The following is a 21,740-nucleotide window of genomic DNA, read 5'->3' as shown; positions in this document are numbered from 1 at the left end:
GCCCGTACAGTTTTGTAGGGAACCATGTTTTGGAAGGAGCCGCAGCATGTCCGCCGCCACCCAGGAGCGCATGCCCGCTCTCTACCTCAGCCACGGCGCGCCGCCCCTGGCGGACGACCCGGTCTGGCCCGGTGAACTGGCCGCCTGGTCCGCCGGCCTGCCGCGCCCCAAGGCCGTCCTGATCGTCTCCGCCCACTGGGAGGAGGCCCCGCTCGCCCTCGGCGCCACCGAGACCGTCCCGCTCGTCTACGACTTCTGGGGCTTCCCGGAGCACTACTACCGGGTGACGTACGACGCCCCCGGCGCACCGGAGCTCGCCGAGTCCGTACGCAAGCTGCTGCGCGCCCCCGGCATGCCCGTCCAGGACGTCCCCGACCGTGGCCTCGACCACGGCGCGTACGTCCCGCTGGTCGAGATGTATCCGGAGGCCGACATCCCGGTCCTCCAGGTGTCGATGCCGACGCTCGACCCGGTCCGGCTCCTGGAGATCGGCCGCAAACTCGCCCCCCTGCGCGACGAGGGCGTGCTGATCGTCGGCTCCGGCTTCTTCACCCACAACCTGGCCGCGCTGCGGCAGGGCGGCGTCCCCGCCTGGTCGGCCGAGTTCGACGACTGGGGCCGGCGGGCGCTGGAGGCGCGTGATGTGGACGCCCTGCTCGACTTCACCCGCACGTCGCCCGCGGGGCAGCTGGCTCACCCCCGCACCGAGCACTTCGCCCCGCTGTTCGTGACCATGGGCGCGGCGGACGCGGCCGGTGAGCTGGACGCGCAGAAGTCCGTGATCGACGGCTTCTGGATGGGGCTGGCGAAGCGGTCGGTGCAGTTCGGCTGACCGCCTCCGGTTACGGCAGCTCCTTCTCGTACCAGGCCACGTCCCAGTACCGGCCGAACTTGCGGCCGGCTTCCCGGTACGTACCGACGTGCCGGAAGCCGAAGCGCTCGTGCAGCCGGGCCGACGCCTCGTTCGGCAGCGCGACGCCCGCGTAGGCGCGGTGCAGATCCTCGCCGGACAGGGCCTCGAAGAGGGCCGTGTAGAGGAGCGTGCCGACGCCGCGCCGCCCGGCGCCCGGGGTGACGTACACGGTCGTCTCCACGGAAGTGGCATAGGCGGGCTTCATTCGGAAAGGGCTGGAAGTGGAGTAGCCCAGGATCTCCTGTGAGTCCGGTTCCGTGGCAACCATCAGGCGGTACGGCCCGTCTTCAGGGTGGGAGAGCAGCCAGGGGCGGCGCTCCTGCGGAGTGAAGACCGCGGTATCGAATGTGATCGCCGTCTCACGTACATAGTGGTTGTAGAGGGTCGTGAGAGCGTCGAGGTCAGCCTCGACTCCCGGTCTGACCTGCACCTCTGTACATTCCGACAGCATCGCGCCTCCCCATGTGGCCGGACAGGGTACTGCATGATCAGAAAAATCGGGGGCCGCGTTGGGAATTCTGTCCTGATTCCAGTCGTTGTTTCCATCGGATGCAGGGCACCCGAGGAGAGTCCGGAGAGTCCCGGAAGACGGAGTCCAGCGTCCGAAGGACCACCCGCTGACCTCACCATCGCAAGGGAGCTCGCATGGCAACCCGTGCCGTCGCCCGTCGTCAGTCCGCCACCGGCGAGACGGCCGATGCGGCAAGCAGTGTTCGCACCCATGGCGGCGAGATCGCCGACCGCGACCTGGTCGGCATGTACCTCGACGAGATCGCTCGCACACCGCTGCTCGACGCCGCCAAGGAGGTCGAGCTGTCTCAGATCATCGAAGCGGGTGTGTTCGCACAGCAGATCCTCGACGGCCTGGAGGAGAACAAGGCCGGAGCCTCGCCCGAGGAGCTGCAGGCCCTGGTCGACGCGAGCGAGCGGGCCAAGGATGTCTTCATCCGCTCCAACCTGCGCCTGGTCGTCGCGGTCGCCCGCCGCTACCCCCGCAGCGGCCTGCCGCTGCTGGACCTGATCCAGGAGGGCAACGCCGGCCTGGTGCGCGCGGTCGAGAAGTTCGACTACCGCAAGGGTTTCAAGTTCTCCACGTACGCCACGTGGTGGATCCGCCAGGCCATCACGCGGTCGATAGCGGACCAGTCCCGTACGATCCGCCTGCCCGTCCACCTCGTGGAGGAGCTCGGCCGGATCCGCCGTGTGCAGCGTGAGTTCAACCGTGAGCACGGCCGGGATCCGGAGCCCGCGGAGATCGCGACCGAGCTCGCCTCGACGCCGGCGCGCGTCACCGACGTGCTCGACTGGGCCCGCGACCCGGTCTCGCTGAACATGTCGGTGGACGACGAGGGCGAGACGCAGTTCGGGGACCTCCTGGAGGACACCTCGGCGGTGTCGCCCGAGCAGTCGGTGCTGACGCTGCTGCGCAGCGAGGAGCTCGACGATTTGATCGGCCGGCTCGACCAGCGCACGGCCTCGATCATCAAGATGCGCTACGGCATCGAGGACGGCCGGGAGCGCACGCTGACCGAGGTCGGCAAGGAGCACGGCCTGACCCGCGAGCGCATCCGGCAGATCGAGAAGCACGCGCTGCTGGAGCTGAAGAAGCTGGCCCGCAGCACCGGGTTCGACGCGGCGGCGTGATTCCCGTCCGCGTGGCGCGACCCCTCTTCGCGGGGCGGCGCGTCACCGGTGAGTACGGTGAGCGTCCGGGCGTACGACTCGTTCCCACGGCCAGTGGGTGACGGACCGTGTGCGCCCGGGGGTCACCGCGTACGCCGGGTGGCGAAAGACCGCGCAAACATGGCGTTGTAACGCCGCTTCAACCGGCGGACTCAGGGAACAAGACTTCTGGGTCCACCAGTTCGGGCCCGGGGCCACGCCCCAAGACCCCCATAGCCACGTCCCGTCGCACTCCCCCCGGCGCCGGGACTTTCCCCGAGGCCGGGCTTCGGCGTCCTTCCCCCCGGACGCCGGGGCCCGGCTCTCTTCTGGAGGGCGGGGCACCCCGTACCTGAACCACGGGGTGGCCCGCCAGATGGCAGATTGTGTCACATGGGCATAGCCTGCCGGGCGTGAGCAGCACCACCCCGACCCCGCCCTCGCTGACCGAGCGGCGGAAGGCCGAGACACGCATGGAGATCGCCCGGGCGGCGGCCGGCCTCTTCGTACGGCACGGCCTGCGCGCCACCCGCGCGGAGGACATCGCCCAGGCCGCCGGTATCGCCCCGCGCACCTTCTACCGGTACTTCGCCACCAAGGAGGAGGCCGTCGCCCCGCTCTACGCGGCCGGCGCCCAGCGCTGGGTGGAGGCGGTGCGCGCGGCGCCGGCCGACGTGGAGGTGATCGGGGCTCTGGAGCAGGGTGTCCGCCACACCCTCACCCCGGGCGCCGGCGTCTCGGCGTCCTCCTGGGAGTGGGTCCGCACGCTCCTGCGCCTGGCCGCCGCGAACCCGTCCCTGCGCAGGGTGTGGGCGGAGGTGTGCCAGGCGTCCGAGCGGCTGCTGGGTGAGGTGCTGGCGGAACGGGTGACACGTGCCGGTGGCCCCGGGGTTCCCGCGAGGCCGGACGACGCCGACAACGTTGCCGCCGACCCCCGGTCGCGCTTCACCGCCGCCGTCGCCAGTGCCGCCGTGCGGACCGCGCTGGAGGCCTGGGCGGAGGGGGACGGGCCCGTGGAAGGCCCGGGGAGCCCGGCGGAACTCGCCCTGCGCAATCTCGCGGCACTGCGGGACTTCCCGTGGGGACCGTGACGCGACGGCTCACACCCCGCCCGCGCCCCGTCCGGCGGCCGCCCTGCTCAACCGTGCCCCCAGCTCCCGCACGGCCGACACCAGTTCCTCCGGCTCGTGCACCACGAAGTCGCACTCCAGCAGCGCCAGCCGGAACGCCACCCACTGCACCGCGTCCCCGACGGACCCCCGCAGCCGGCAGCTGCCGTCGTCCAACGGCTCGGGCGTGCCCAGCCAGTGGGGCACCCGGGCGGCGACGAAGTCGGCCGGTGCGGCGAACGTGACCTCGAAGTCGTAGGACTGCTGCTGCCGTTGCATCGATTGCCGCAGGTACTCCGCCGCGTCCCCCGTCGGCAGTTCGCGCGGTACGAACCGGGCCCCCGTGGCGAACGGCTCGCTGACCCGGTCGACGCGGAACGTGCGCCAGTCGTCCCGGTCGATGTCGTACGCCACCAGGTACCAGCGGCGGCCCGTCGACACCAGCCGGTACGGCTCCGTCAGGCGCCGCGACCCGGAGCCGTCCGCGGCCAGGTAGGCGAACCGCAGCCGCTCGTGCCCGGCCACCGTCGAGGCCATCACGGTCAGGGTCTCTGGCGCGATGCTCGGCCCGTCTCCGCTGGTCAGTGGTGTGGTCGCGGCCTGGAGGGTGGTCACGCGGTGGCGCAGCCGGCCGGGCAGGACCTGCTCCAGCTTGGCCAGTGCCCGCACCGAGGCCTCGTCCAGGCCCTCCACCGCGTGCCCCGCCCCGGCGCGCAGCCCGACCGCGATGGCCACGGCCTCCTCGTCGTCGAGCACGAGCGGCGGCATGGCCTTGCCGGCGACCAGCCGGTAACCGCCGTCGGAGCCCTTGGTCGCCTGCACGGGATAGCCCAGCTCGCGCAGCCGGTCGATGTCCCGCCGGACCGTGCGGCGGGAGACCCCGAGGCGGCCGGCGAGCTCGCCGCCTGGCCATTCGCGGGGCGTCTGGAGAAGGGAGAGGAGCGTCAGGAGCCGGGCCGGAGTGTCCGTCGTCATACCGACGAGGATGCCGCACCAGTAGGACATGACCTGACCTATTGGGGGTCTACCTTCGGAGCATGCACTCCACCGACACCACCCTCGCCACGGCGGGCGGCGTGACCGACCGCCGGCGCTGGTTCGCCCTCGCGATCGTGATGACCGCGGCCTTCATGGACCTCGTCGACGTGACGATCGTCAACATCGCCATACCGTCGATCCAGCGGGAGGCTGGCGCGTCCTTCAGCGAGATCCAGTGGATCACCGCCGGCTACGCCCTCGCCTTCGCCGCCGGCCTGATCACCGGCGGACGGCTCGGAGACATCCACGGCCGCAAGCGGATCTTCCTCGTCGGCATCGGCGGGTTCACGGTCGCCTCCGCGCTGTGCGGCCTCGCGGTGAACCCGGAGATGCTGGTCGCCTCGCGGTTCCTGCAGGGCGGCATGGCGGCGCTGATGGTGCCGCAGGTGCTGTCGATCGTGCACGCGACCTTCCCGGCGCACGAGCGGGGCAAGGTGTTCGGGCTGTTCGGCGCGGTCGTCGGCCTCGGGGCCGTGTCCGGTCCGCTGCTCGGCGCGCTGCTGACCGAGTGGAACCTGTTCGGCTGGGAGTGGCGTTCGATCTTCCTGATCAACCTGCCCGTGGGTGTCGCCGGCCTGATCCTCGGCAGCCGCTTCATCACCGAGTCCAAGGCGCCGCGCGCCCTGAAGCTGGACCTGGTGGGCGTGGCGCTGGTGACGCTGGGCCTGCTGATGCTGCTCTACCCGCTCATTCGCGGCCGGGAGCTGGACTGGCCGGTGTGGGGGTACGTCTCGATGGCCGGGTCGCTCGTCGTCCTCGCGGTGCTGGTGGCGTTCGAGAGGCGCAAGGCCGCCCGGGACGGCTCCCCGCTGATCGAGCTGCCGCTGTTCAGGGTCAAGAGCTTCGCGGCCGGGATCGCCGTGCAGACCGTCTTCGGGGTCGGGCTCGGTGTGTTCTTCCTGGTGTGGACGCTGTACATGCAGTTCGGGCTGGGCTGGAGCCCGCTGAAGGCCGGGCTGACCGGAGTTCCCTTCTCCATCGCGGTGTCGGTGGCCGCCGGGATGTCGGTGCAGATGCTGGTCCCGCGCTTCGGGCGCAAGGTGCTCCAGGCGGGCGCGCTGGTGATGGCGGCCGGGGTGCTGCTCTACATCAGCGAGGCCGGGCACTACGGCCTCGCCATCGCCCCCTGGCAGATGGCCCTTCCGCTGGTCGTGATGGGCGTGGGCATGGGCCTGATCGTCGCGCCGCTGACCGACGCGATCCTCTCGGAGGTGCCGCGCGAGCACGCCGGTTCGGCGTCCGGGCTCATCAACACCGTGCAGCAGATGGGCAACGCGCTGGGTCTCGGCCTGGTGTCGGTGGTGTTCTTCGGCACGATCTCCGACCACCTGCGGCCGGAGCAGGTCGGTCCGGCCTTCGCGGACGCCTTCCAGAACGCGCTCGGCTGGGTCGCCGCGGTGATGGGCGCCATCTTCCTGCTGATGTTCGCGCTGCCGAAGCGGCCCGCGCAGCATGTGGAGGGCGGGCAGGCGCCGGTGACGGAGAAGGAACCGGCGCTGGTCTCGTAGGGGCGGAGATCAGGGACTCATCGGGCTCGGCACCTCGGGTGCCGGGCCCGCCCGTGTTTCCGCTCATGCCCGATTGGGTCCGAACCTGTTTACTTTGCGGAAATCTCGGCGTAGCCTCCCGCTGAAACCACACGTTCGGGCATGAGGCGGAGGCGAACGGACATGTACGCACCGGAGCGGCAGCAAGAGATCCTCCGGCTCGCCCGTGACGGCGGCCGAGTGGACGTCGTGTCGCTGGCCGAGGAGTTCCAGGTGACGGCGGAGACGATCCGCCGGGATCTGAAGGCCCTCGACCGCGCCGGTCTGGTCCGCCGGGTGCACGGCGGGGCCATCCCGGCCGGGCGCCTGGACTTCGAGCCGGACCTCGCCGAGCGCGAGACGACCGCCGCCGACGAGAAGGACGGCATCGCCAAGGCGGCCCTCGCGGAACTGCCCGGCGAGGGCACGGTGATCCTCGACGCCGGGACGACGGTGGCCCGGATGGCCGCCGCCCTCCCGCTGGAGGCCTCCCTCACCGTCGTCACGCACAGCCTCCCCATCGCGGCCCGCCTCGCCGACCACCCCGGCATCCAGCTCCACCTCATCGGAGGGCGCGTACGGCACCGCACGCGCGCCGCCGTGGACGCCTGGGCGCTGCGTGCGTACGGCGAGATCCGCGCCGACGTGCTGTTCGTGGCCGCCAACGGCTTCTCCGCCGAGCACGGTCTGACCACCCCCGACCTCGCCGAGGCCGCGGTCAAGCGCGCGGCCGTGGCCGCCGCCCGCCGCGTGGTGCTGCTCGCCGACTCCTCAAAGCACGGCCAGGAGCACTTCGCCCGCTTCGGCGACCTGAGCGATGTGGACCTGCTGATCACCGACAGCGGGCTGAGCCCCGAAGACGCCGTCGCGATCGAGCGCGGCGGCACGGAAGTAGTGCGCGCATGATCCTCACCGTCACCCCCAACCCCTCCCTGGACCGCACCTACGAGGTGCCGTCCCTCGACCGCGGCGAGGTCATCCGCGCCACCGGCGAGCGGATGGACCCGGGCGGCAAGGGCGTGAACGTCTCGCGCGCCGTCGCCGCCGCCGGACGGCGCACGGTGGCGGTCCTGCCCCTGGGCGGCGCCCCGGGCGCCCTGGTCGCCGACCTGCTGGCCAGGCAGGGCATCGAGGTCGCTCCCGTCCCGGTCGCGGGGGCCACCCGCTCCAACATCGCCCTCGCCGAGTCCGACGGCGTCCTGACGAAGATCAACGCGCCCGGCCCCGAACTCTCCGACGCCGAGCGGGAACTGCTCTTGGAGACCGTGCGGCAGCAGTCCCGCGACGCCGCCTGGATCGCCTGCTGCGGCAGCCTCCCGCGCGGACTCGCCCCCTCCTGGTACGCCGAGCTGGTCGCCCGCGCGCACGCCGCCGGGGCGCGCATCGCCCTGGACACCTCCGGGCCCGCGCTGCTCGCTGCCCTGCGCGAGCGGCCCGACGTGGTCAAGCCCAACGCCGAGGAGCTCGCCGGAGCCGTCGGCCGCCCCCTCGCCACCGTCGGCGACGCCGTCAAGGCCGCCGAGGAACTGCGCGAGATGGGCGCCCGGGCCGTCCTCGCGAGCCTCGGCGCCGACGGGCAGCTGCTCGTCTCCGACGCGGGCGCCTGGTTCGGCAGCGCCCGTGTGGCCGCCGTCCGCAGCAACGTGGGCGCCGGCGACTCCTCCCTCGCCGGTTTCCTGATCGCCGGCGGCAACGGCCCCGAGGCCCTGGCCTCCGCGGTCGCGCACGGCGCGGCGGCCGTCCAGTTGCCCGGCAGTGTGATGCCGACGCCGGGCGACCTGGACCCGGCGGCGGTGACGGTCACGGCCGAGGTCCCGGCGGACCGTGTGCTGAAGGAGCCGGTGTCATGACGTACGACGAGCAGCGCGGACCGACGCGCGAGCGGCGGGCCTCCTCCCCGTTACTCTCCGGCCCCGCCTCCACCCCCGTCACCCCCCACCGCACCCCCGTCCCCCTCCCGCCCACCCCCTCCCACCGGGCGATACGCGTGCTAAGGAGCCCGCGATGAGCGACATGATCACGGCGGACCTGGTCGATCTCGACCTGTCCGCCGACACCAAGGAAGCGGCGGCGCGTGCCCTCGCCGAGCGCATGGTGGCCCTGGGCCGGGTGACCGACCTGGACGGCTTTCTCGCCGACGTGGCCGCCCGCGAGGCCCAGATGCCGACCGGCCTCGACGGCGGCATCGGCATCCCGCACTGCCGCAGCGAGCACGTCACCGAGCCGACGCTCGCCTTCGGCCGCAGCGCCGCCGGCATCGACTTCGGCGCCGCGGACGGCCCCGCCGACCTGATCTTCCTGATCGCCGCGCCGGCCGGCGCCGACGACGCCCATCTGACGATCCTGTCGTCGCTGGCCCGGCAGTTGATGAACAGCGAGTTCACCGACGCCCTGCGCGCGGTGAGCGACGCGCCGGCCGCGGCGGCTTTGATCCGCGGCGACGAGCCGGACGCACCCGCCCCGGCGGGTTCCGAAGACCCCGTGGCGTCGGCGGGAGCGGCCTCTCCCGCCGCCGCCACGGTCACCGACGAGACGGTGGTGGACGAGGAACGCCCGTTCCGCATCGTCGCCGTCACCTCCTGCCCCACCGGCATCGCCCACACCTACATGGCGGCCGAGTCGCTGGAGAACGCCGGCCGGGAGGCGGGCGTCGAACTCGCCGTCGAGCCCCAGGGATCGGCCGGTTTCACCCGGCTCGACCCGCAGGTCATCGCGGCGGCGGACGCCGTGATCTTCGCCCACGACGTGCCCGTCCGGGAGAAGGAGCGGTTCGCCGGCAAGCCGACCGTCGACGTCGGCGTGAAGGCGGGCATCAACCGCCCCGCCGAACTCATCGCCGAGGTCCGTGACAAGGCCGCGCGCGGCGAGGTCACCTCCGGTTCCGCCCCGGCCACTGCGGTGGAGCGCGCGGGCGACTCCGGCGAGGGCTACGGCACCAAGCTGCGCAAGTGGCTGATGTCCGGCGTCAGTTACATGGTGCCGTTCGTCGCCGCGGGCGGTCTGCTCATCGCGCTCGGGTTCGCGATCGGCGGCTACAAGGTCGACAAGGCCCCGTCGGTGATGGACCACTTCATGTGGTTGCAGGCCGACAGCTGGGCGGCCCTGCTCTTCCAGATCGGCGGCGTCGCCTTCGGCTTCCTCGTCCCGGTCCTGGCCGGCTACATCGCCTACGGCATGGTGGACCGGCCCGGTATCGTCCCCGGGTTCGTCGGCGGCATGATCGCGCTCAACATCAACGCCGGGTTCCTCGGTGGTCTGGCGGCCGGTCTGATCGCCGGTGGCGTGGTGATGGCGATCCAGAAGGTGAACGTCCCGGCGGCACTGCGCGGCATCATGCCGGTGGTGGTGATCCCGCTGATCTCCTCGGCGATCGTCGGGTTCCTGATGTTCGTCGTCATCGGCAAGCCCATCGCCGAGGCCCAGAAGGGCATGACCGACTGGCTGAACGGCCTGTCCGGCAGCAACGCGATCCTGCTCGGCACCCTCCTCGGCCTGATGATGTGCTTCGACCTCGGCGGTCCCGTCAACAAGGTCGCCTACACCTTCGCCACCGCCGGTATCGCGGTGTCCAGCCCCAGCGACTCGGCGATGAAGATCATGGCCGCGGTGATGGCGGCCGGCATGGTCCCGCCGCTGGCCATGGCCCTGGCGACGACCGTGCGCGGCAAGCTCTTCACCCAGACCGAGCGCGAGAACGGCAAGGCCGCCTGGGTGCTCGGCGCCTCCTTCATCTCCGAGGGGGCGATCCCGTTCGCCGCGGCCGACCCGCTGCGCGTCATCCCGGCCTCCATGGCGGGCGGCGCGGTCACCGGCGCCCTGTCGATGGCCTTCGGCGCCACCCTGCGCGCCCCGCACGGCGGCATCTTCGTGGTCCCGCTGATCGGCAACCCGTTCCTCTACCTGGTCGCCATCGCCGCGGGCGTCTGCGTCACCACGGCCGTGGTGATCGTCCTCAAGGGCCTGCGCAAGCCGGTCCCGGGTGCCGCACCGGCCTCCGGCGAGGGCGGCGAGGCCCGGGCGGCGGAGACGAAGCAGCCCGTCGCGGCCTGAACAGACGTGAGGTTCGCACCTTTCGAGGCGTGTGAGCCGTTCATGCCACCTGCGAGATAGATCACGAAAATCACGGCCCGGGACCGAAGTCCCGGGCCGTGGTATCTACTGGGACAATGCCCGAGCACCTCTCCCGGTGGCCCGAAGGCCACCCGCTCCCCGCCCTCCCGCAACAGCGGCAGACGGGCCCCCGGTCGGAGTTCGTGGAACTGACCACCGAGGAGAGAGACGCCTTCACCGAGCTGGTGCGCCAACTCGGCGACAGAGGCGTCTAGGGGCTTGCGGGGCCTGTCTCAGGAGAGCTGCGCCGCCCGCCGCTCCATGGCCTCGCGCGCCGCGTCCTCGCTGGCGTACACCTCGCACATGTGCCGCCCGTCCGGCGTCGCCGTGTGCTCGACCTCCCAGAGGGAGACCTCCTCGCCGTCGTGCAGCAGGAACGCGTGCTCGTAGAGCGAGAAGCCCAGCCCCGCCCGGCCCGCGCGGCACGGCCGGCCGAAGGCCTGGGTGATCTGGTGCCCGGACGCCGTGGCCAGCAGGGCCGCCGTGTCCGTGCCCGGCCGGTCCGCGTTCTCCGCCCGGCGCAGTAACCTGCGCGCGTGGTCCGCCGAGTCCTCGGCGGCGTACGCGTGCCGGGGCGCGGGAGCCGGCGCCAGCTGCACCGTCACCGGCAGTTCGAAGTCCGGGGTGTCCGGCGGCAGCGGCAGCCGCGTCGTGGCGGCGCGCAGCTCCTCCTCGTCGACATACACCTCGTGATGCGGTTCGCTGCCCGCAGCGGTGTTGTGGACGAGCTCCCAGAGCGTGAGCGCCGAACCGTCGGCGAGCAGCCACGTGTGCCGGTACGTCTCCCGGTGCAGGCCCGCGCTGTGGTGCGCGGAGTGCAGCGATCCGTCGTGCGCCAGCGCGCAGTCCAGGCGCCTTATCGTCTCGTCCGGTAGCTCGAAGGAGTTCAGGGCGCGGCCGAGGAGTCGCGCGAGGTGCTCCTCCGGAGACTCGGGCGAGTCGTGGGGTTCGTACGCTGCCGTCTCGTACGGAACGCTCAAGGTTTCTCCCGGCGTTGCTGCATGTCACCTTGTGGGTGCATACGGTAGCCCCTCGGTCGGACATCATGTCCGGGAACCGAGAAAACGTACGTCCGGGAAAACGCGTGGGCCGCGCGAAAAGTTCCCGCGCGGCCCGGTCGGTCCGTCAAAAACCCCAGTTGGGGCGGTCCTTCAGGTGGTCCTTCAGCCGGTCAGGAAGCGCTGTCCGCGACCCACTGGCTCCACGCCATGTTCCAGCCGTTGAGCCCGTTGTCCGGCGCCACCGTCTTGTCGGGGGAGTTCTTCACGATCACCACGTCCCCGATGAGGGAGTTGTCGTAGAACCACTTGGAGGGCGTGCTGCCCCCCGCGCCCTGGACGTCGGCGAGACCGACGCAGCCGTGGCTGGTGCCCTGGCGGCCGAAGGGCGGGTTGCCCTTGTTGTACCAGTAGTTGCCGTGGATGAACGTGCCCGACGTCGTCAGACGCATCGCGTGCGGCACGTCCGGGATGTCGTACTCACCGCCCAGCCCGACCGTCCGGCTGTTCATCCGGGTCTGGACGAACTTCTCCGAGATCACCATCTGCCCGTTGTACGTGGTGTGCTGCGGGCTGCCCGCCGAGATCGGGATCGTCTTGATGGTCTTGCCGTCCCGGACGACCGTCATGGTCTGGGTCTTGGCGTCCACCGTGGAGACCTGCGCACGGCCCACCGTGAAGGTGACCGTCTTCTTCTGCACGCCGTAGACGCCGTTCGCGCCCTCGACCCCGTCCAGGTCGATGTTCATCGTGACCTTGGAGCCGGCCTTCCAGTACTCCTGCGGCCGGAAGTCGAGTCGCTGCCCGTTGAACCAGTGCCCGACGACCTTCTGCCCGCTGCTGGACGTGACCGAGATGTGCGACTGCACGGCCTTGCGGTCCGTGATGGCCTTGTCGAAGGTGAAGGAGACCGGCATGCCCACACCGACCGTCGTGCCGTTGTCCGGCGTGTACGTCCCGATGAAGCTGTTCGACGACGTCACCGTCGTGAAGATCGAGTTGGCCGCGGCCGTCCGGCCGTCCGCGTCCTGGGCGGTCGCCGATATCTGGTACTTCGTCCCGCGCTCCAGCTGCTCCTTCGGCTTCCAGACCTTGCCGTCGCCGGAGACCGATCCCGCGACGGCATCGCCGCTGCCCGCCACCGTCATCTTCACGTCGGTCAGCTTCCCGTCGCTGACCTTCACACCGGTCGCGTTGATGGACGCGCCGGTCGAACCGTCCTTCGCCGAGATGGCGATCTTCGCGACGGACGTCTTGGTGCCGCCCTTGCCGCCCTTCTCGTCGTCCTTGGCGTTGGCGCTGCCACCGCAGGCGGTGAGCGTCAGGGCGCCGACCATCAGGGCGGCACAGGCCCCCAGAGTGCGCCGCGCTGAAATGTTCGGCGTTGTCACGGGCTGCTCCCAGTTCGTGTGATGTTGCGTGATCCGCTCCAGTACGTGAGGGAAGAGGGGCCGGGGAGCCGGTCGGGTTCCTTCCGTTCCCCATGAAGGCCGTCACGTGACAGAACCGCGACAAATTCCGGTTCCGCTGTGGATCTCCTGTGCGCCGCAGGCCAGTTCGGCGGACCGCCGCTACAGCTCCCCGTGCAACTCGCCGTACAGCTCCCCGTACGACGGCCACGCCCCGCCCGGACCGTCCACCGGCTCCGCGGCCCGCACGGCCCGGACGATCGCGCGCGTCACCATGTCCGCACCCGCCGCCAGGATCTCGTTCAGGGCGAGCGGGTCCGCGGCGTCCAGGGCGCGGTCGCCCGTCGCCAGCGCGAACACCGTGTCCCCGTCGTTGAGGAGATGCACCGGGCGCACGGCGCGGGCGATGCCGTCGTGCGCCGTGCCGGCCAGCTTCTGCGCCTGCGCCTTGGACAGATCCGCGTCCGTCGCGACCACCGCGAGCGTCGTGTTGAGCGGGGGCGGCGTGCTCCTCGCGGCCGTCTCGGCGAGACGCCGCTGCGCGGCCGCGTGGACCTCCTCCCCCGGGTATTCCACCCGCCCCTGGAACAACTCCCCGTACAGCACCCCCGTTTCCGGATCCACCGTCGCTCCCGCCGCGTTGGCCACCACAAGCGCGGCCACCGTGACCCCCGAGCCGAGCACCGTGCTCGCGCTGCCGACGCCGCCCTTCACCACCCCGGTCACCGCTCCCGTGCCCGCGCCCACGCACCCCTGGGGCACCCGCGCGCCGAGCTCGCTCGCCGCGGCGGCCTCGACCGCGGCACGGCCGGTCGCCGCGTCCGGCCGGGCCCGGAAGTCGCCGCCCCGCCCCAGATCGAAGACACAGGCGGCGGGCACCACCGGCACCACATGCGCCGGGTCCGCCCCGACACGGATCCCGCGCCCCCGCTCCTCCAGCCAGGCCATCACTCCCGACGCGGCGTCGAGCCCGTACGCGCTGCCGCCGGTCAGCACGACCGCCTCCACCTTCCGCACCACATTGCGCGGATCCAGCGCGTCCGTCTCCCTGGTGCCGGGCCCGCCGCCCCGCACGTCCACGGCGGCCACGGCCCCGCCCTCCGGGGCGAGCACGACCGTGGTGCCGGTGAGCCAACCGTCTCCGGTGCGGGTCGCGTGCCCCACCCGCAGGCCGGAGACATCCGTCAGTGCGTCAACTGTCATGGGGCACAGTCTCGTCCAGCCCCCGGCCGCGGCGGGTGTACCGAGCCCCCGGCCCCGGCGGGTGTACCGAGCCGGTGGGCGCCACGTCAGCCCGTTGACGTCGCGGGGACCGGACCGCGGACGCCCTCACCCGGCCAGCGCCGCCGGCCCGCTCTCCCGCGCGGCCGGGCGCGCGGCCAGGGTCTCTCCGGCCACCACCGACAGCGCGCAGACCACACCCGCCGCGAACACCGCCCAGTGCCCCAGGAACGTGCAGCAGATCACCAGCAGGGCCGTCGTCGGCAGCACCAGCTGCTGGGAGATGCCCCGCTTGAAGTGGCGTGAGTGCAGCACCCACACCGTGAGCAGGTACAGGGCCGTCGGCAACGTCACCGCCGCCGACGCCGCCAGCGTGGAGATGTGTGCCTTGCCGACCGTCTGCTCCACCGCCACCTCCAGCCCGGCCCCGATCGCCGCAGCCGAGGCGAACACCAGGTAGTGGCCGTAGCCCCACAGGAACGCCTGCCGGTTGGACCGCAGATGGCCGTGGATGGGGACCACGAAGTAGATCCACCACGCCGCGAAGATGACCAGCAGCCCGCCCGCCGCGATGGGGAGGAGCTCGCCCAGTGCGTCGTTCTCGTCGATGCCGGACTTCACCGCGATCGTGGCCGCCGCGATGGTCTCGCCGAGCACGATGATGGTGAACAGCCCGTATCGCTCCGCGATGTGGCGGGGGTGCCAGGACGTGGTGCGCTCCCGCTCCGCGAAGGGCGGCACGCACATCTCCAGCAGCGCCATCACCAGGAACCACCAGGGCCGGGCCCCCGCGGGCAGGAGCAGCAGCCCCAGCCAGCCGACCTGGCACGCCAGCACGCCGCCGGCGTAGCGCAGGGCCGTCGTGCGCTCCGGGCCCTCGGTGGAACGGGCCGCCCGCAGCCACTGCGCCGCCAGGGCCACCCGCATGATCACGTAGCCCAGCCAGACCACGAGGTACTCGTGCTCCTCGAACGCCCGGGAGACCCCCGCCGCGAGGACCAGCACACCCGCGATCTGCACCAGCGTGACGACCCGGTAGAGGACGTCGTCGTTGTCGTACGCCGAGGCGAACCAGGTGAAGTTCATCCACGCCCACCACAGGGCGAAGAACACCATCGCGTAGTCGAGGATCCCCTCGCCCGCGTGCCCCTCGGCGACGGAGTGCACCAGCTGGATGCCCGCCTGGGCGACGGCCACGACGAAGCACAGGTCGAAGAAGAGCTCCAGCGGCGAGGCCGTCCGGTGCGCCTCGTCGCGGCCACGGGCCCGAAGCCTGCGCAGTGGTCCCCGGCCGCCGCCGGGCGCGTCGGAGGGGACGGGCGGGGGAGTGGGGCTGGACGTCATGCGTCTCAGCACAGCAGAAGGCACGGGGAATTTCTCCGCGACCGTACCCTGGTTGCATGAGTACCGTCCCCGGTTCCGAGCCGCGTGAGCCCAAGCCCGCGCTGGTCTTCGACGATCCGCTCGACCAGCAGTCCTCCGACGACACCGACCGCGGCTGGGGCGAGCGCACCGACTCCGGCGGCAGTGCGGCGGACCTCAAGCGCTTCCTGGACGAGAAGCCGCCCCACCACCTCTGAGCCGGCCGGGCCGGACCGCCCCACCACCTCCGAAACAGCCGCGCTACTGCCGGTCGTGCCTCGAGCCGCGCTGGGCGATCAGGGCGTCCCGGATCTCCTTCAGCACCTCCAGCTCGGTCACCTCGAGGACCTCCTGCGTGCCCTCCTTCGCCTTGCGGCGGGCCTCCTGCCGGGCCAGGTACTTCGACATGGGCAGGACCATCAGGAAGTAGACGACCGCCGCGGTGATCACGAAGCTCAGGGCGGCGCCGAGCACGGAACCCCACAGGATCTGGATGCCCTGCTCGCCCTCGCAGCTCGAGCTCAGGCACGAACTGTAGTGGTCGAGGTTCTTGGTCCCGATGGCGCCGACGACCGGGTTGATGATCCCCTTCACCATGGCGTTGACGATGTTGGTGAAGGCGGCACCGATCACCACCGCCACCGCCAGATCGACGACGTTCCCGCGCATCAGGAAGGCCTTGAAGCCCTCCAAGACACTCGGATCCTTCTTCTCGCTCACCTGGGGGCCTCTCCTCGCACGAGCAGCTTGTGGCACAAAACGCTCCGCAACCTACGTCAACGAGGGGCCGTACCGAGCACCTGGGTCCCTCTGACGAGCACGTCACCACAGGGTCACCGCCAACCGCCCGGTGGCACTCGCACCGGCCAGCCGCGCGGCGGTGGCCCGTGGCACCGACAGCACGACCAGCGCCCCGCTGTCGCCCGCGCCCTCCACCGGCTCCGGCACCTTCGTCACCCTGGCCCCCCGCGCGACCACCCGGGCATCGCCGCCCGGCACCGCCCCCTCGGCGGCGATGACGTCGACCCGGTCGCCGGGCCGCAGCAACCGCACCGTGGCAGCGTCGGAGATCCGGACCGGGGCCGTCACCGACCCCGCGGCACGGCGCGGGTGCGCGGGCTGCTCCCCGGACACCGACGCCGAGTGCGCGGGAGGTCGCGCCCGGGGATGACCACGGGCCCCGTCGGTATCGCGCGGGCCCGCAGCCACGAGTGCCGTCGCGGTGACGGCGAGCCCGACGGCCACGGCCCGCCGCCGGTGCCGGACGAGCCGGCCGGAGCGGTGACCGCCGCGCACCCGTACCGGATCGAACCGCGGCACCTCACTGGTCGCGGGCACCTCGGCCCCGGGCGGGCACGAGGCGAGCGACCAGGAGGGAGACGAGGGCACGACCGAGGAACGAGCGAAGGACACGGGAACCACCACCTGCGACGAGGGACCGGCTTGCGCTCCCCACGATGAGGCCCCGCGCCACCGCCCGTTCGGGCCTGTGGACCCACCGCCGGCCTGTGGACAACTCCCTCACCCGAAGGGGACGTTCCCCTTGCCACGCCCGGCGCCCGGCGCCCGGCGCCCGGCGCCCGGCGCTCAGCGTCCGGCGTCCGGCACCCCGCGTCCAGCGTCCAGCACCCAGCGCCCGGCGCTCAGCGTCCGGCGTCCGGCACCCCGCGTCCAGCACCCAGCGCCCGGCGCTCAGCGTCCAGCACCCAGCGCCCGGCACCCCGCCTCCGGCGCCCGGCGCCCGGCGCCCGGCGTCCAGCGCCCGGCACCCAGCGCCCTCACCCCCCGAGCCGCACAGCCCTACGGCAAAGCGAACCCCGGATCCATCCCGCCCAGCGCACTCACACACAGACAGTCCCGCTCGCCCTCCCCGGGCAGCCCGGCCACCGCGTCGAACAGCACCCCCCGCAGCCGGTCCACATTCGCCGCGAACACCCGCAGCACCTCGTCGTGCGAGACGCCCTCGCCCGTCTCGGCGCCCGCGTCCAGGTCGGTGACCAGGGTCAGGGACGTGTAGCAGAGCGCCAGCTCACGGGCGAGCGCCGCCTCGGGGTGGCCGGTCATGCCCACCACCGACCAGCCCTGCGCCTGGTGCCACAAGGATTCCGCACGCGTCGAGAACCGCGGCCCCTCGACCACGACCAGCGTGCCGCCGTCCACCGGCTCCCAGTCCCGGCCGCGTGCCGCCTTCAGCGCGACGGCCCGCCCCGTGGGGCAGTAGGGGTCGGCCAGCGACACGTGCACCACGTTGGGCACCGAGCCGTCGGGCAGCGGCAGCCCGTCGAAGTAGGTGTTGGCGCGGGACTTCGTGCGGTCGACCAGTTGGTCCGGCACCAGCAGGGTGCCCGGCCCGTACTCGGGGCGCAGGCCGCCCACGGCGCACGGGGCGAGGACCTGGCGCACGCCGACCGAGCGCAGCGCCCACAGGTTGGCCCGGTAGTTGATCCGGTGCGGCGGCAGGTGGTGGCCCCGTCCGTGCCGCGGCAGGAAGGCGACCCGCCGGCCGGCGACGTCACCGAGGAAGAGGGAGTCGCTGGGCGGCCCGTACGGGGTGTCGACCTGGATCTCGGTCACGTCGTCGAGGAAGGAGTAGAACCCCGAGCCGCCGATGACGCCGATTCCGGCGCCTGCCTGGTCCGTCACGTTCGCCTTGTTCGCCATGCCCGCACCCTAACCGCACGCGGAAACGCCGAGGACCCTGTCGCCCGAGGGCGACAGGGTCCCGTAAGAATCGGGCCTTACGCGGCGGTGGTGCTGCTGCTGGAGGAGCTGCCGGAGCTCGACGAGGAGCTCGAACCGGAGCTCGACGAGCCGGAGTCGGAGGACGACGAGCTCGAAGACCCGGAGCTCGACGACTTCGCCGCCGGGGCGCTGCTCGACGAGGAGCCGCGGCTGTCGTTCCGGTAGAAGCCGGAGCCCTTGAAGACGATGCCGACCGCCGAGAACACCTTCTTCAGGCGGCCCGTGCAGTTGGGGCACTCGGTAAGAGCGTCGTCGGTGAACTTCTGCACCGCCTCGAGGCCCTCGCCGCACTCGGTGCACTGGTACTGGTAGGTCGGCACTGTCTTCCTCCTGGCACTCTCACTCGATGAGTGCTAACGACGATCCATAGTGACGTATTCCGGCCGCTCAGTCCACTGCCACCGGCACGCGGTGACCCACGCCACGTGCGACGGTCCGGCTGTTGGCCCGTGCCGCCAGCCGGGACCGCAGGGCCAGGAGGGTCGCCAGGGCCAGCACCGTGCCGCCCATCGGCACCAGGAAACCGGCGCCGCCCCACAGGCGGTCCTCCAGCTGTCCGGCGACCGTGACGGCGGCGGCCTGGCCGAGCGCGACCGCCCCGGTGAGCCAGGTGAAGGCCTCGGTGCGGGCACCGGCCGGGACCAGGCTGTCGACCAGGGTGTAGCCGGTGATCAGGGCGGGCGCGATGCACATGCCGACCAGCAGGCCGAGGCCGGCGAGGACGAGCACCGAGTGGGCGGCCCACAGGCCCGACGCGGTGAGGGCCAGCGCCGTGTAGCCGATGACCAGGCGCCGCTGCGGGGCCGCCTTCCAGGCGATCGCGCCGCAGACCACGCCGGAGAGCATGTTGCCCGCGGCGAAGACTCCGTAGAGGACGCCGTTCAGGCCGGGTTCGCCGATCGACTCGGTGAACGCGGCCAGCGAGACCTGCATACCGCCGAAGACGGTGCCGATGCCCAGGAAGATGACGATCAGCACGCGCACCCCGGGGACGCGCAGCGCCGAGGCGTGCTCCACGCGCGCGTGCCCGCTGCCGGCGACCGTGGGCTGGGTGCTCTTCTGCGCGGCGAACAGCAAACCGCCGATCAGGGTCAGCGAGGCCTCCGTGACGAGTCCGGCGGCCGGGTCGACGGCCGTGCACAGGGCGGTGGCCAGCAGCGGTCCGACGACGAAGGTCAGTTCGTCCGTGACGGACTCGAAGGCCGCCGCGGTGGTCATCAGCGGCGAGTCCTTGAGCTTCACGCCCCAGCGGGCCCGCACCATCGGGCCGACCTGCGGCACCGAGGCACCGGTCGGGACGGCCGCCACGAACACCGCCCACAAGGGCGCGTCCAGCAGCGCGAGCGCTGTGAGCGTCAGCCCGGACAGCGTGTGCAGCAGCACTCCGGGGATGAGCACGATCCGCTGTCCGTAGCGGTCGGCGAGGCGGCCGCTGTAGGGCGCGAACAGGGCCATGGAGACACCGGTGACGGCCGCTGCGGCGCCCGCCGCTCCGTACGAGCCGGTGGTGTGCTGCACCAGCAACACGATGGAGATGGTCAGCATCGCGAACGGCTGGCGTGCCGCGAAGCCGGGGAGCAGGAACGTCCAGGCGCCGCGGGTGCGCAGCAGCCGGCCGTATCCCGGGCGGGCGGAAGGCGTCGGGTTCTCCGACGCCTTCGAGGTGACCGTGGACTCCACGGCCCGTGCCTTTCTGCCGCCTGGTAGCGCGCCCCGTGGTGGGCGGCGCCGAGAGCTGTCCTCTTGCGCGGAACTGCGGTAGATGCCGGGGCCCGGTGAGGAGGGGTGTCCCGACCGCCATACGGCCGCGCCAGCTCTGCGTCAGGCAGAGTTGGTTCGATCTGGGTAACGCCTTCATCGTACAGGGATCAAGGGGTGCGTGCCTGTGAAAGTGAGCACCATGGGCCTGCCCGCCCTACAAATCAGAAACGGCGCAAAACGCCCTCAACGGCTTGCCCCGTCCGTCCCCAGCCAGCCGGCCAGCTTGCCGCCGTGCCCCACGGCCCGCAGCCGGCGCTCGGTCGCGTCCCGGACGGGGTCCGTGGCGACCACGAGGAGCTCGTCTCCCCGCTGCAATATCGTCGTCGGCAGCGGAACGAAGGATTCGCCTCCGCGCACGATGAGCGTCACGGCCGCGCCGTGCGGCAGCCGCAGTTCGGCCACCTCCACGCCGTGCATCTTCGATCCGTCGGGGATCGCCACGGACAGCAGATGCCCGCGCAGCCGCTCCAGCGGTGCCGACTCGATGCCGAGGTCGGCGGCCTCCGAACCGTCGCCGAGGCGCAGCTTGCGGCCGAGCCAGGGCAGCGTCGGGCCCTGGACCAGGGTGTAGACGACGACCAGCACGAAGACGATGTTGAAGATCCGGCGGCTGGCGTCGACGCCCTCCACCATGGGGATGGTGGCCAGGATGATGGGCACGGCCCCGCGCAGCCCCGCCCAGGACATCAGTGTCTGTTCCTGCCACGGCACCCGGAACGGCGACAGGCAGAGCACCACGCTCAGCGGTCGCGCCACCATGGTCAGCACCAGCCCGATGACCAGCGCGGGCACGATGTCGTCACCCAGCTCGTGCGGGGTGACCAGCAGGCCGAGCAGGACGAACATGCCGATCTGGGCCATCCAGCCGAGCCCGTCGGCGAAGCCGCGCGTGGCCGGCCAGTGCGGCAGCCGCGCGTTGCCCATCACCATCGCGGCGAGGTACACCGCGAGGAAGCCGCTCCCGTGGGCCAGCGCGCCGCCGGCGTACGCCACCACCGCGATCGCCATGACCGCGATCGGGTAGAGGCCGGACGCGGGCAGTGCCACGTGCCTGAGACCCAGGGAGCCCAGCCAGCCCACCGCGAGCCCGATGGCCGCGCCGATGGCCAGCTCCAGCACGATCACGCCCAGCAGCACGTACCAGTGCTCGACCGGCCCGGCCGTGGACAGGGACACCACGAGGATGACCACCGGGGCGTCGTTGAAGCCGGACTCCGCCTCCAGCGTGCCCGTCACGCGCGCGGGGAGGGGGATCTTGCGCAGCACGGAGAACACGGCCGCCGCGTCGGTCGAGGAGACGACCGCCCCGATGATGAGCGCCTGCCGCCATTCGAGGCCGATCAGGTAGTGCGCGGCCGACGCCGTCACCCCGACGCTCACCGCGACACCGGCCAGCGACAGCGCCGTGGCGGCCGGCAGGACCGGCTTGATCTCCTTCCACTTCGTGCCCAGACCGCCCTCGGCCAGGATCACGACCAGGGCCGCGTACCCGATGACCTGGGTCAGTTCGGCGTTGTCGAAGTGGATGTCGCCCACGCCGTCCTGGCCCATGGCGACGCCGATCCCCAGGTACACGAGCAGGCTGGGGAGCCCGCTGCGCGAGGAGATCCGTACCGCTGCGACGGCGACGAGCAGGACGAGCGAGCAGACGAGCAGGAGCTGGTTGAGGTGGTGAACAGTCAGCGGCCGAGTCCTTCCCTGGCCCGCACGCACGCGCGCGTGGGCTCACGTACATCGCACATGAAGCTGTGGCGCACCGCGCCAACTACTTCGTTACCTTACCTAACTCTTGACGATTTCTTGACGCTTCCAGGGGCAGGATCGAACGTCAGTCCGTGCCGGTTCCCGACTCCGCGTCAAGGGGCGCAAGACCCTGCGCCTATCGTTGC

Annotated in this window: 21 protein-coding genes; 9 read left to right on the top strand and 12 right to left on the bottom strand. The window is 71.9% G+C overall.

Annotated features, from left to right (window positions below):
• The first annotated feature begins 46 nt into the window (after positions 1-46).
• The gene (locus tag CEB94_RS17225) at positions 47-832 is read left to right on the top strand and encodes a dioxygenase family protein (protein ID WP_175433084.1); all 786 of its coding nucleotides are present in this window, start codon (positions 47-49) and stop codon (positions 830-832) included.
• Between the two features lie 10 nt (positions 833-842).
• Here CEB94_RS17225 and CEB94_RS17220 read toward each other — a convergent pair whose 3' ends face one another.
• The gene (locus CEB94_RS17220; RefSeq protein ID WP_175433083.1) at positions 843-1,364 is read right to left on the bottom strand and encodes a GNAT family N-acetyltransferase; all 522 of its coding nucleotides are present in this window, start codon (positions 1,362-1,364) and stop codon (positions 843-845) included.
• A gap of 194 nt (positions 1,365-1,558) precedes the next feature.
• Between CEB94_RS17220 and CEB94_RS17215 the strand changes: the two genes are divergently transcribed.
• Together CEB94_RS17215 and CEB94_RS17210 are read left to right on the top strand one after the other, a co-directional pair.
• Positions 1,559-2,557 (top strand): sigma-70 family RNA polymerase sigma factor, encoded by a 999-nt coding sequence (locus CEB94_RS17215; RefSeq protein WP_175433082.1) that lies wholly within the window; start codon positions 1,559-1,561, stop codon positions 2,555-2,557.
• 491 nt (positions 2,558-3,048) lie between these two features.
• A complete protein-coding gene (locus CEB94_RS17210) occupies positions 3,049-3,666 on the top strand; it encodes a TetR/AcrR family transcriptional regulator (RefSeq protein WP_175437034.1) in 618 nt (205 codons plus the stop codon).
• Between the two features lie 9 nt (positions 3,667-3,675).
• Here CEB94_RS17210 and CEB94_RS17205 read toward each other — a convergent pair whose 3' ends face one another.
• The gene (locus CEB94_RS17205) at positions 3,676-4,659 is read right to left on the bottom strand and encodes a helix-turn-helix transcriptional regulator (RefSeq protein WP_175433081.1); all 984 of its coding nucleotides are present in this window, start codon (positions 4,657-4,659) and stop codon (positions 3,676-3,678) included.
• A 62-nt stretch (positions 4,660-4,721) separates the two neighbouring features.
• Between CEB94_RS17205 and CEB94_RS17200 the strand changes: the two genes are divergently transcribed.
• The 5 genes from CEB94_RS17200 to CEB94_RS17180 all read left to right on the top strand — a co-directional run bounded on the left by CEB94_RS17200 (position 4,722) and on the right by CEB94_RS17180 (position 10,573).
• Positions 4,722-6,230, top strand: a complete 1,509-nt coding sequence (locus CEB94_RS17200) for an MFS transporter (protein WP_175433080.1) — start codon at positions 4,722-4,724, stop codon at positions 6,228-6,230.
• A gap of 162 nt (positions 6,231-6,392) precedes the next feature.
• Positions 6,393-7,154, top strand: a complete 762-nt coding sequence (locus tag CEB94_RS17195; RefSeq protein WP_175433079.1) for a DeoR/GlpR family DNA-binding transcription regulator — start codon at positions 6,393-6,395, stop codon at positions 7,152-7,154.
• Positions 7,151-8,098: a 1-phosphofructokinase gene (gene pfkB, locus CEB94_RS17190; protein WP_175433078.1), complete on the top strand. Its 948-nt coding sequence runs from the start codon at positions 7,151-7,153 to the stop codon at positions 8,096-8,098. Before CEB94_RS17195 ends, pfkB begins: the two co-directional genes overlap by 4 nt.
• Before the next feature lie 154 nt (positions 8,099-8,252).
• Positions 8,253-10,298: a PTS fructose transporter subunit IIABC gene (locus CEB94_RS17185; RefSeq protein ID WP_175433077.1), complete on the top strand. Its 2,046-nt coding sequence runs from the start codon at positions 8,253-8,255 to the stop codon at positions 10,296-10,298.
• A 116-nt stretch (positions 10,299-10,414) separates the two neighbouring features.
• The gene (locus CEB94_RS17180) at positions 10,415-10,573 is read left to right on the top strand and encodes a hypothetical protein (RefSeq protein ID WP_175433076.1); all 159 of its coding nucleotides are present in this window, start codon (positions 10,415-10,417) and stop codon (positions 10,571-10,573) included.
• An 18-nt stretch (positions 10,574-10,591) separates the two neighbouring features.
• On the opposite strand, the gene CEB94_RS17175 is transcribed toward CEB94_RS17180, so the two are convergent.
• From CEB94_RS17175 to CEB94_RS17160, 4 genes are all read right to left on the bottom strand, one after another.
• Positions 10,592-11,338: a DUF6227 family protein gene (locus CEB94_RS17175; protein ID WP_175433075.1), complete on the bottom strand. Its 747-nt coding sequence runs from the start codon at positions 11,336-11,338 to the stop codon at positions 10,592-10,594.
• Positions 11,339-11,529: 191 nt separating this feature from the next.
• Positions 11,530-12,747, bottom strand: a complete 1,218-nt coding sequence (locus CEB94_RS17170) for a L,D-transpeptidase (protein WP_175433074.1) — start codon at positions 12,745-12,747, stop codon at positions 11,530-11,532.
• A 180-nt stretch (positions 12,748-12,927) separates the two neighbouring features.
• Complete coding sequence (locus CEB94_RS17165; protein WP_175433073.1) at positions 12,928-13,968, bottom strand: P1 family peptidase; 1,041 nt, start codon at positions 13,966-13,968, stop codon at positions 12,928-12,930.
• 126 nt (positions 13,969-14,094) lie between these two features.
• Complete coding sequence (locus CEB94_RS17160) at positions 14,095-15,330, bottom strand: low temperature requirement protein A (protein WP_175433072.1); 1,236 nt, start codon at positions 15,328-15,330, stop codon at positions 14,095-14,097.
• A gap of 56 nt (positions 15,331-15,386) precedes the next feature.
• Here CEB94_RS17160 and CEB94_RS17155 point away from each other — a divergent pair, with 56 nt between their 5' ends.
• On the top strand, positions 15,387-15,566 hold the full coding sequence (locus CEB94_RS17155) for a hypothetical protein (RefSeq protein ID WP_175433071.1): 180 nt from the start codon (positions 15,387-15,389) through the stop codon (positions 15,564-15,566).
• 43 nt (positions 15,567-15,609) lie between these two features.
• On the opposite strand, the gene mscL is transcribed toward CEB94_RS17155, so the two are convergent.
• The 6 genes from mscL to CEB94_RS17125 all read right to left on the bottom strand — a co-directional run bounded on the left by mscL (position 15,610) and on the right by CEB94_RS17125 (position 21,564).
• Positions 15,610-16,068, bottom strand: a complete 459-nt coding sequence (mscL, locus tag CEB94_RS17150) for a large conductance mechanosensitive channel protein MscL (RefSeq protein ID WP_175433070.1) — start codon at positions 16,066-16,068, stop codon at positions 15,610-15,612.
• A gap of 102 nt (positions 16,069-16,170) precedes the next feature.
• Positions 16,171-16,761, bottom strand: coding sequence for a hypothetical protein (locus CEB94_RS17145; protein ID WP_246111819.1), 591 nt, complete (start codon positions 16,759-16,761; stop codon positions 16,171-16,173).
• 387 nt (positions 16,762-17,148) lie between these two features.
• Positions 17,149-18,009, bottom strand: a complete 861-nt coding sequence (locus CEB94_RS17140; protein WP_175433069.1) for an S-methyl-5'-thioadenosine phosphorylase — start codon at positions 18,007-18,009, stop codon at positions 17,149-17,151.
• A gap of 77 nt (positions 18,010-18,086) precedes the next feature.
• Entirely contained in the window at positions 18,087-18,410 is a 324-nt protein-coding gene (locus CEB94_RS17135; protein ID WP_175433068.1) for an FmdB family zinc ribbon protein, read from the bottom strand.
• Positions 18,411-18,477: 67 nt separating this feature from the next.
• A complete protein-coding gene (locus CEB94_RS17130) occupies positions 18,478-19,770 on the bottom strand; it encodes an MFS transporter (protein ID WP_175433067.1) in 1,293 nt (430 codons plus the stop codon).
• 264 nt (positions 19,771-20,034) lie between these two features.
• Complete coding sequence (locus tag CEB94_RS17125; RefSeq protein WP_175433066.1) at positions 20,035-21,564, bottom strand: potassium/proton antiporter; 1,530 nt, start codon at positions 21,562-21,564, stop codon at positions 20,035-20,037.
• Between the last annotated feature and the right edge of the window lie 176 nt (positions 21,565-21,740).

The sequence above is a fragment of the Streptomyces hawaiiensis genome, from assembly GCF_004803895.1.
GTDB classification, from domain to species: domain Bacteria; phylum Actinomycetota; class Actinomycetes; order Streptomycetales; family Streptomycetaceae; genus Streptomyces; species Streptomyces hawaiiensis.
The sequence above is the reverse complement of the archived record's forward strand: the minus strand, read 5'-3'. Positions and strand labels throughout refer to the sequence as shown.

Bases quoted from the DNA above. Each gene is read 5' to 3' on its own strand.
- CEB94_RS17225 (WP_175433084.1), top strand. From the start codon at position 47: ATGTCCGCCGCCACCCAGGAGCGCATGCCCGCTCTCTACCTCAGCCAC.
- CEB94_RS17220 (WP_175433083.1), bottom strand. From the start codon at position 1,364: ATGCTGTCGGAATGTACAGAGGTGCAGGTCAGACCGGGAGTCGAGGCT.
- CEB94_RS17215 (WP_175433082.1), top strand. From the start codon at position 1,559: ATGGCAACCCGTGCCGTCGCCCGTCGTCAGTCCGCCACCGGCGAGACG.
- CEB94_RS17210 (WP_175437034.1), top strand. From the start codon at position 3,049: ATGGAGATCGCCCGGGCGGCGGCCGGCCTCTTCGTACGGCACGGCCTG.
- CEB94_RS17205 (WP_175433081.1), bottom strand. From the start codon at position 4,659: ATGACGACGGACACTCCGGCCCGGCTCCTGACGCTCCTCTCCCTTCTC.
- CEB94_RS17200 (WP_175433080.1), top strand. From the start codon at position 4,722: ATGCACTCCACCGACACCACCCTCGCCACGGCGGGCGGCGTGACCGAC.
- CEB94_RS17195 (WP_175433079.1), top strand. From the start codon at position 6,393: ATGTACGCACCGGAGCGGCAGCAAGAGATCCTCCGGCTCGCCCGTGAC.
- pfkB (WP_175433078.1), top strand. From the start codon at position 7,151: ATGATCCTCACCGTCACCCCCAACCCCTCCCTGGACCGCACCTACGAG.
- CEB94_RS17185 (WP_175433077.1), top strand. From the start codon at position 8,253: ATGAGCGACATGATCACGGCGGACCTGGTCGATCTCGACCTGTCCGCC.
- CEB94_RS17180 (WP_175433076.1), top strand. From the start codon at position 10,415: ATGCCCGAGCACCTCTCCCGGTGGCCCGAAGGCCACCCGCTCCCCGCC.
- CEB94_RS17165 (WP_175433073.1), bottom strand. From the start codon at position 13,968: ATGACAGTTGACGCACTGACGGATGTCTCCGGCCTGCGGGTGGGGCAC.
- CEB94_RS17160 (WP_175433072.1), bottom strand. From the start codon at position 15,330: ATGACGTCCAGCCCCACTCCCCCGCCCGTCCCCTCCGACGCGCCCGGC.
- CEB94_RS17155 (WP_175433071.1), top strand. From the start codon at position 15,387: ATGAGTACCGTCCCCGGTTCCGAGCCGCGTGAGCCCAAGCCCGCGCTG.
- CEB94_RS17140 (WP_175433069.1), bottom strand. From the start codon at position 18,009: ATGGCGAACAAGGCGAACGTGACGGACCAGGCAGGCGCCGGAATCGGC.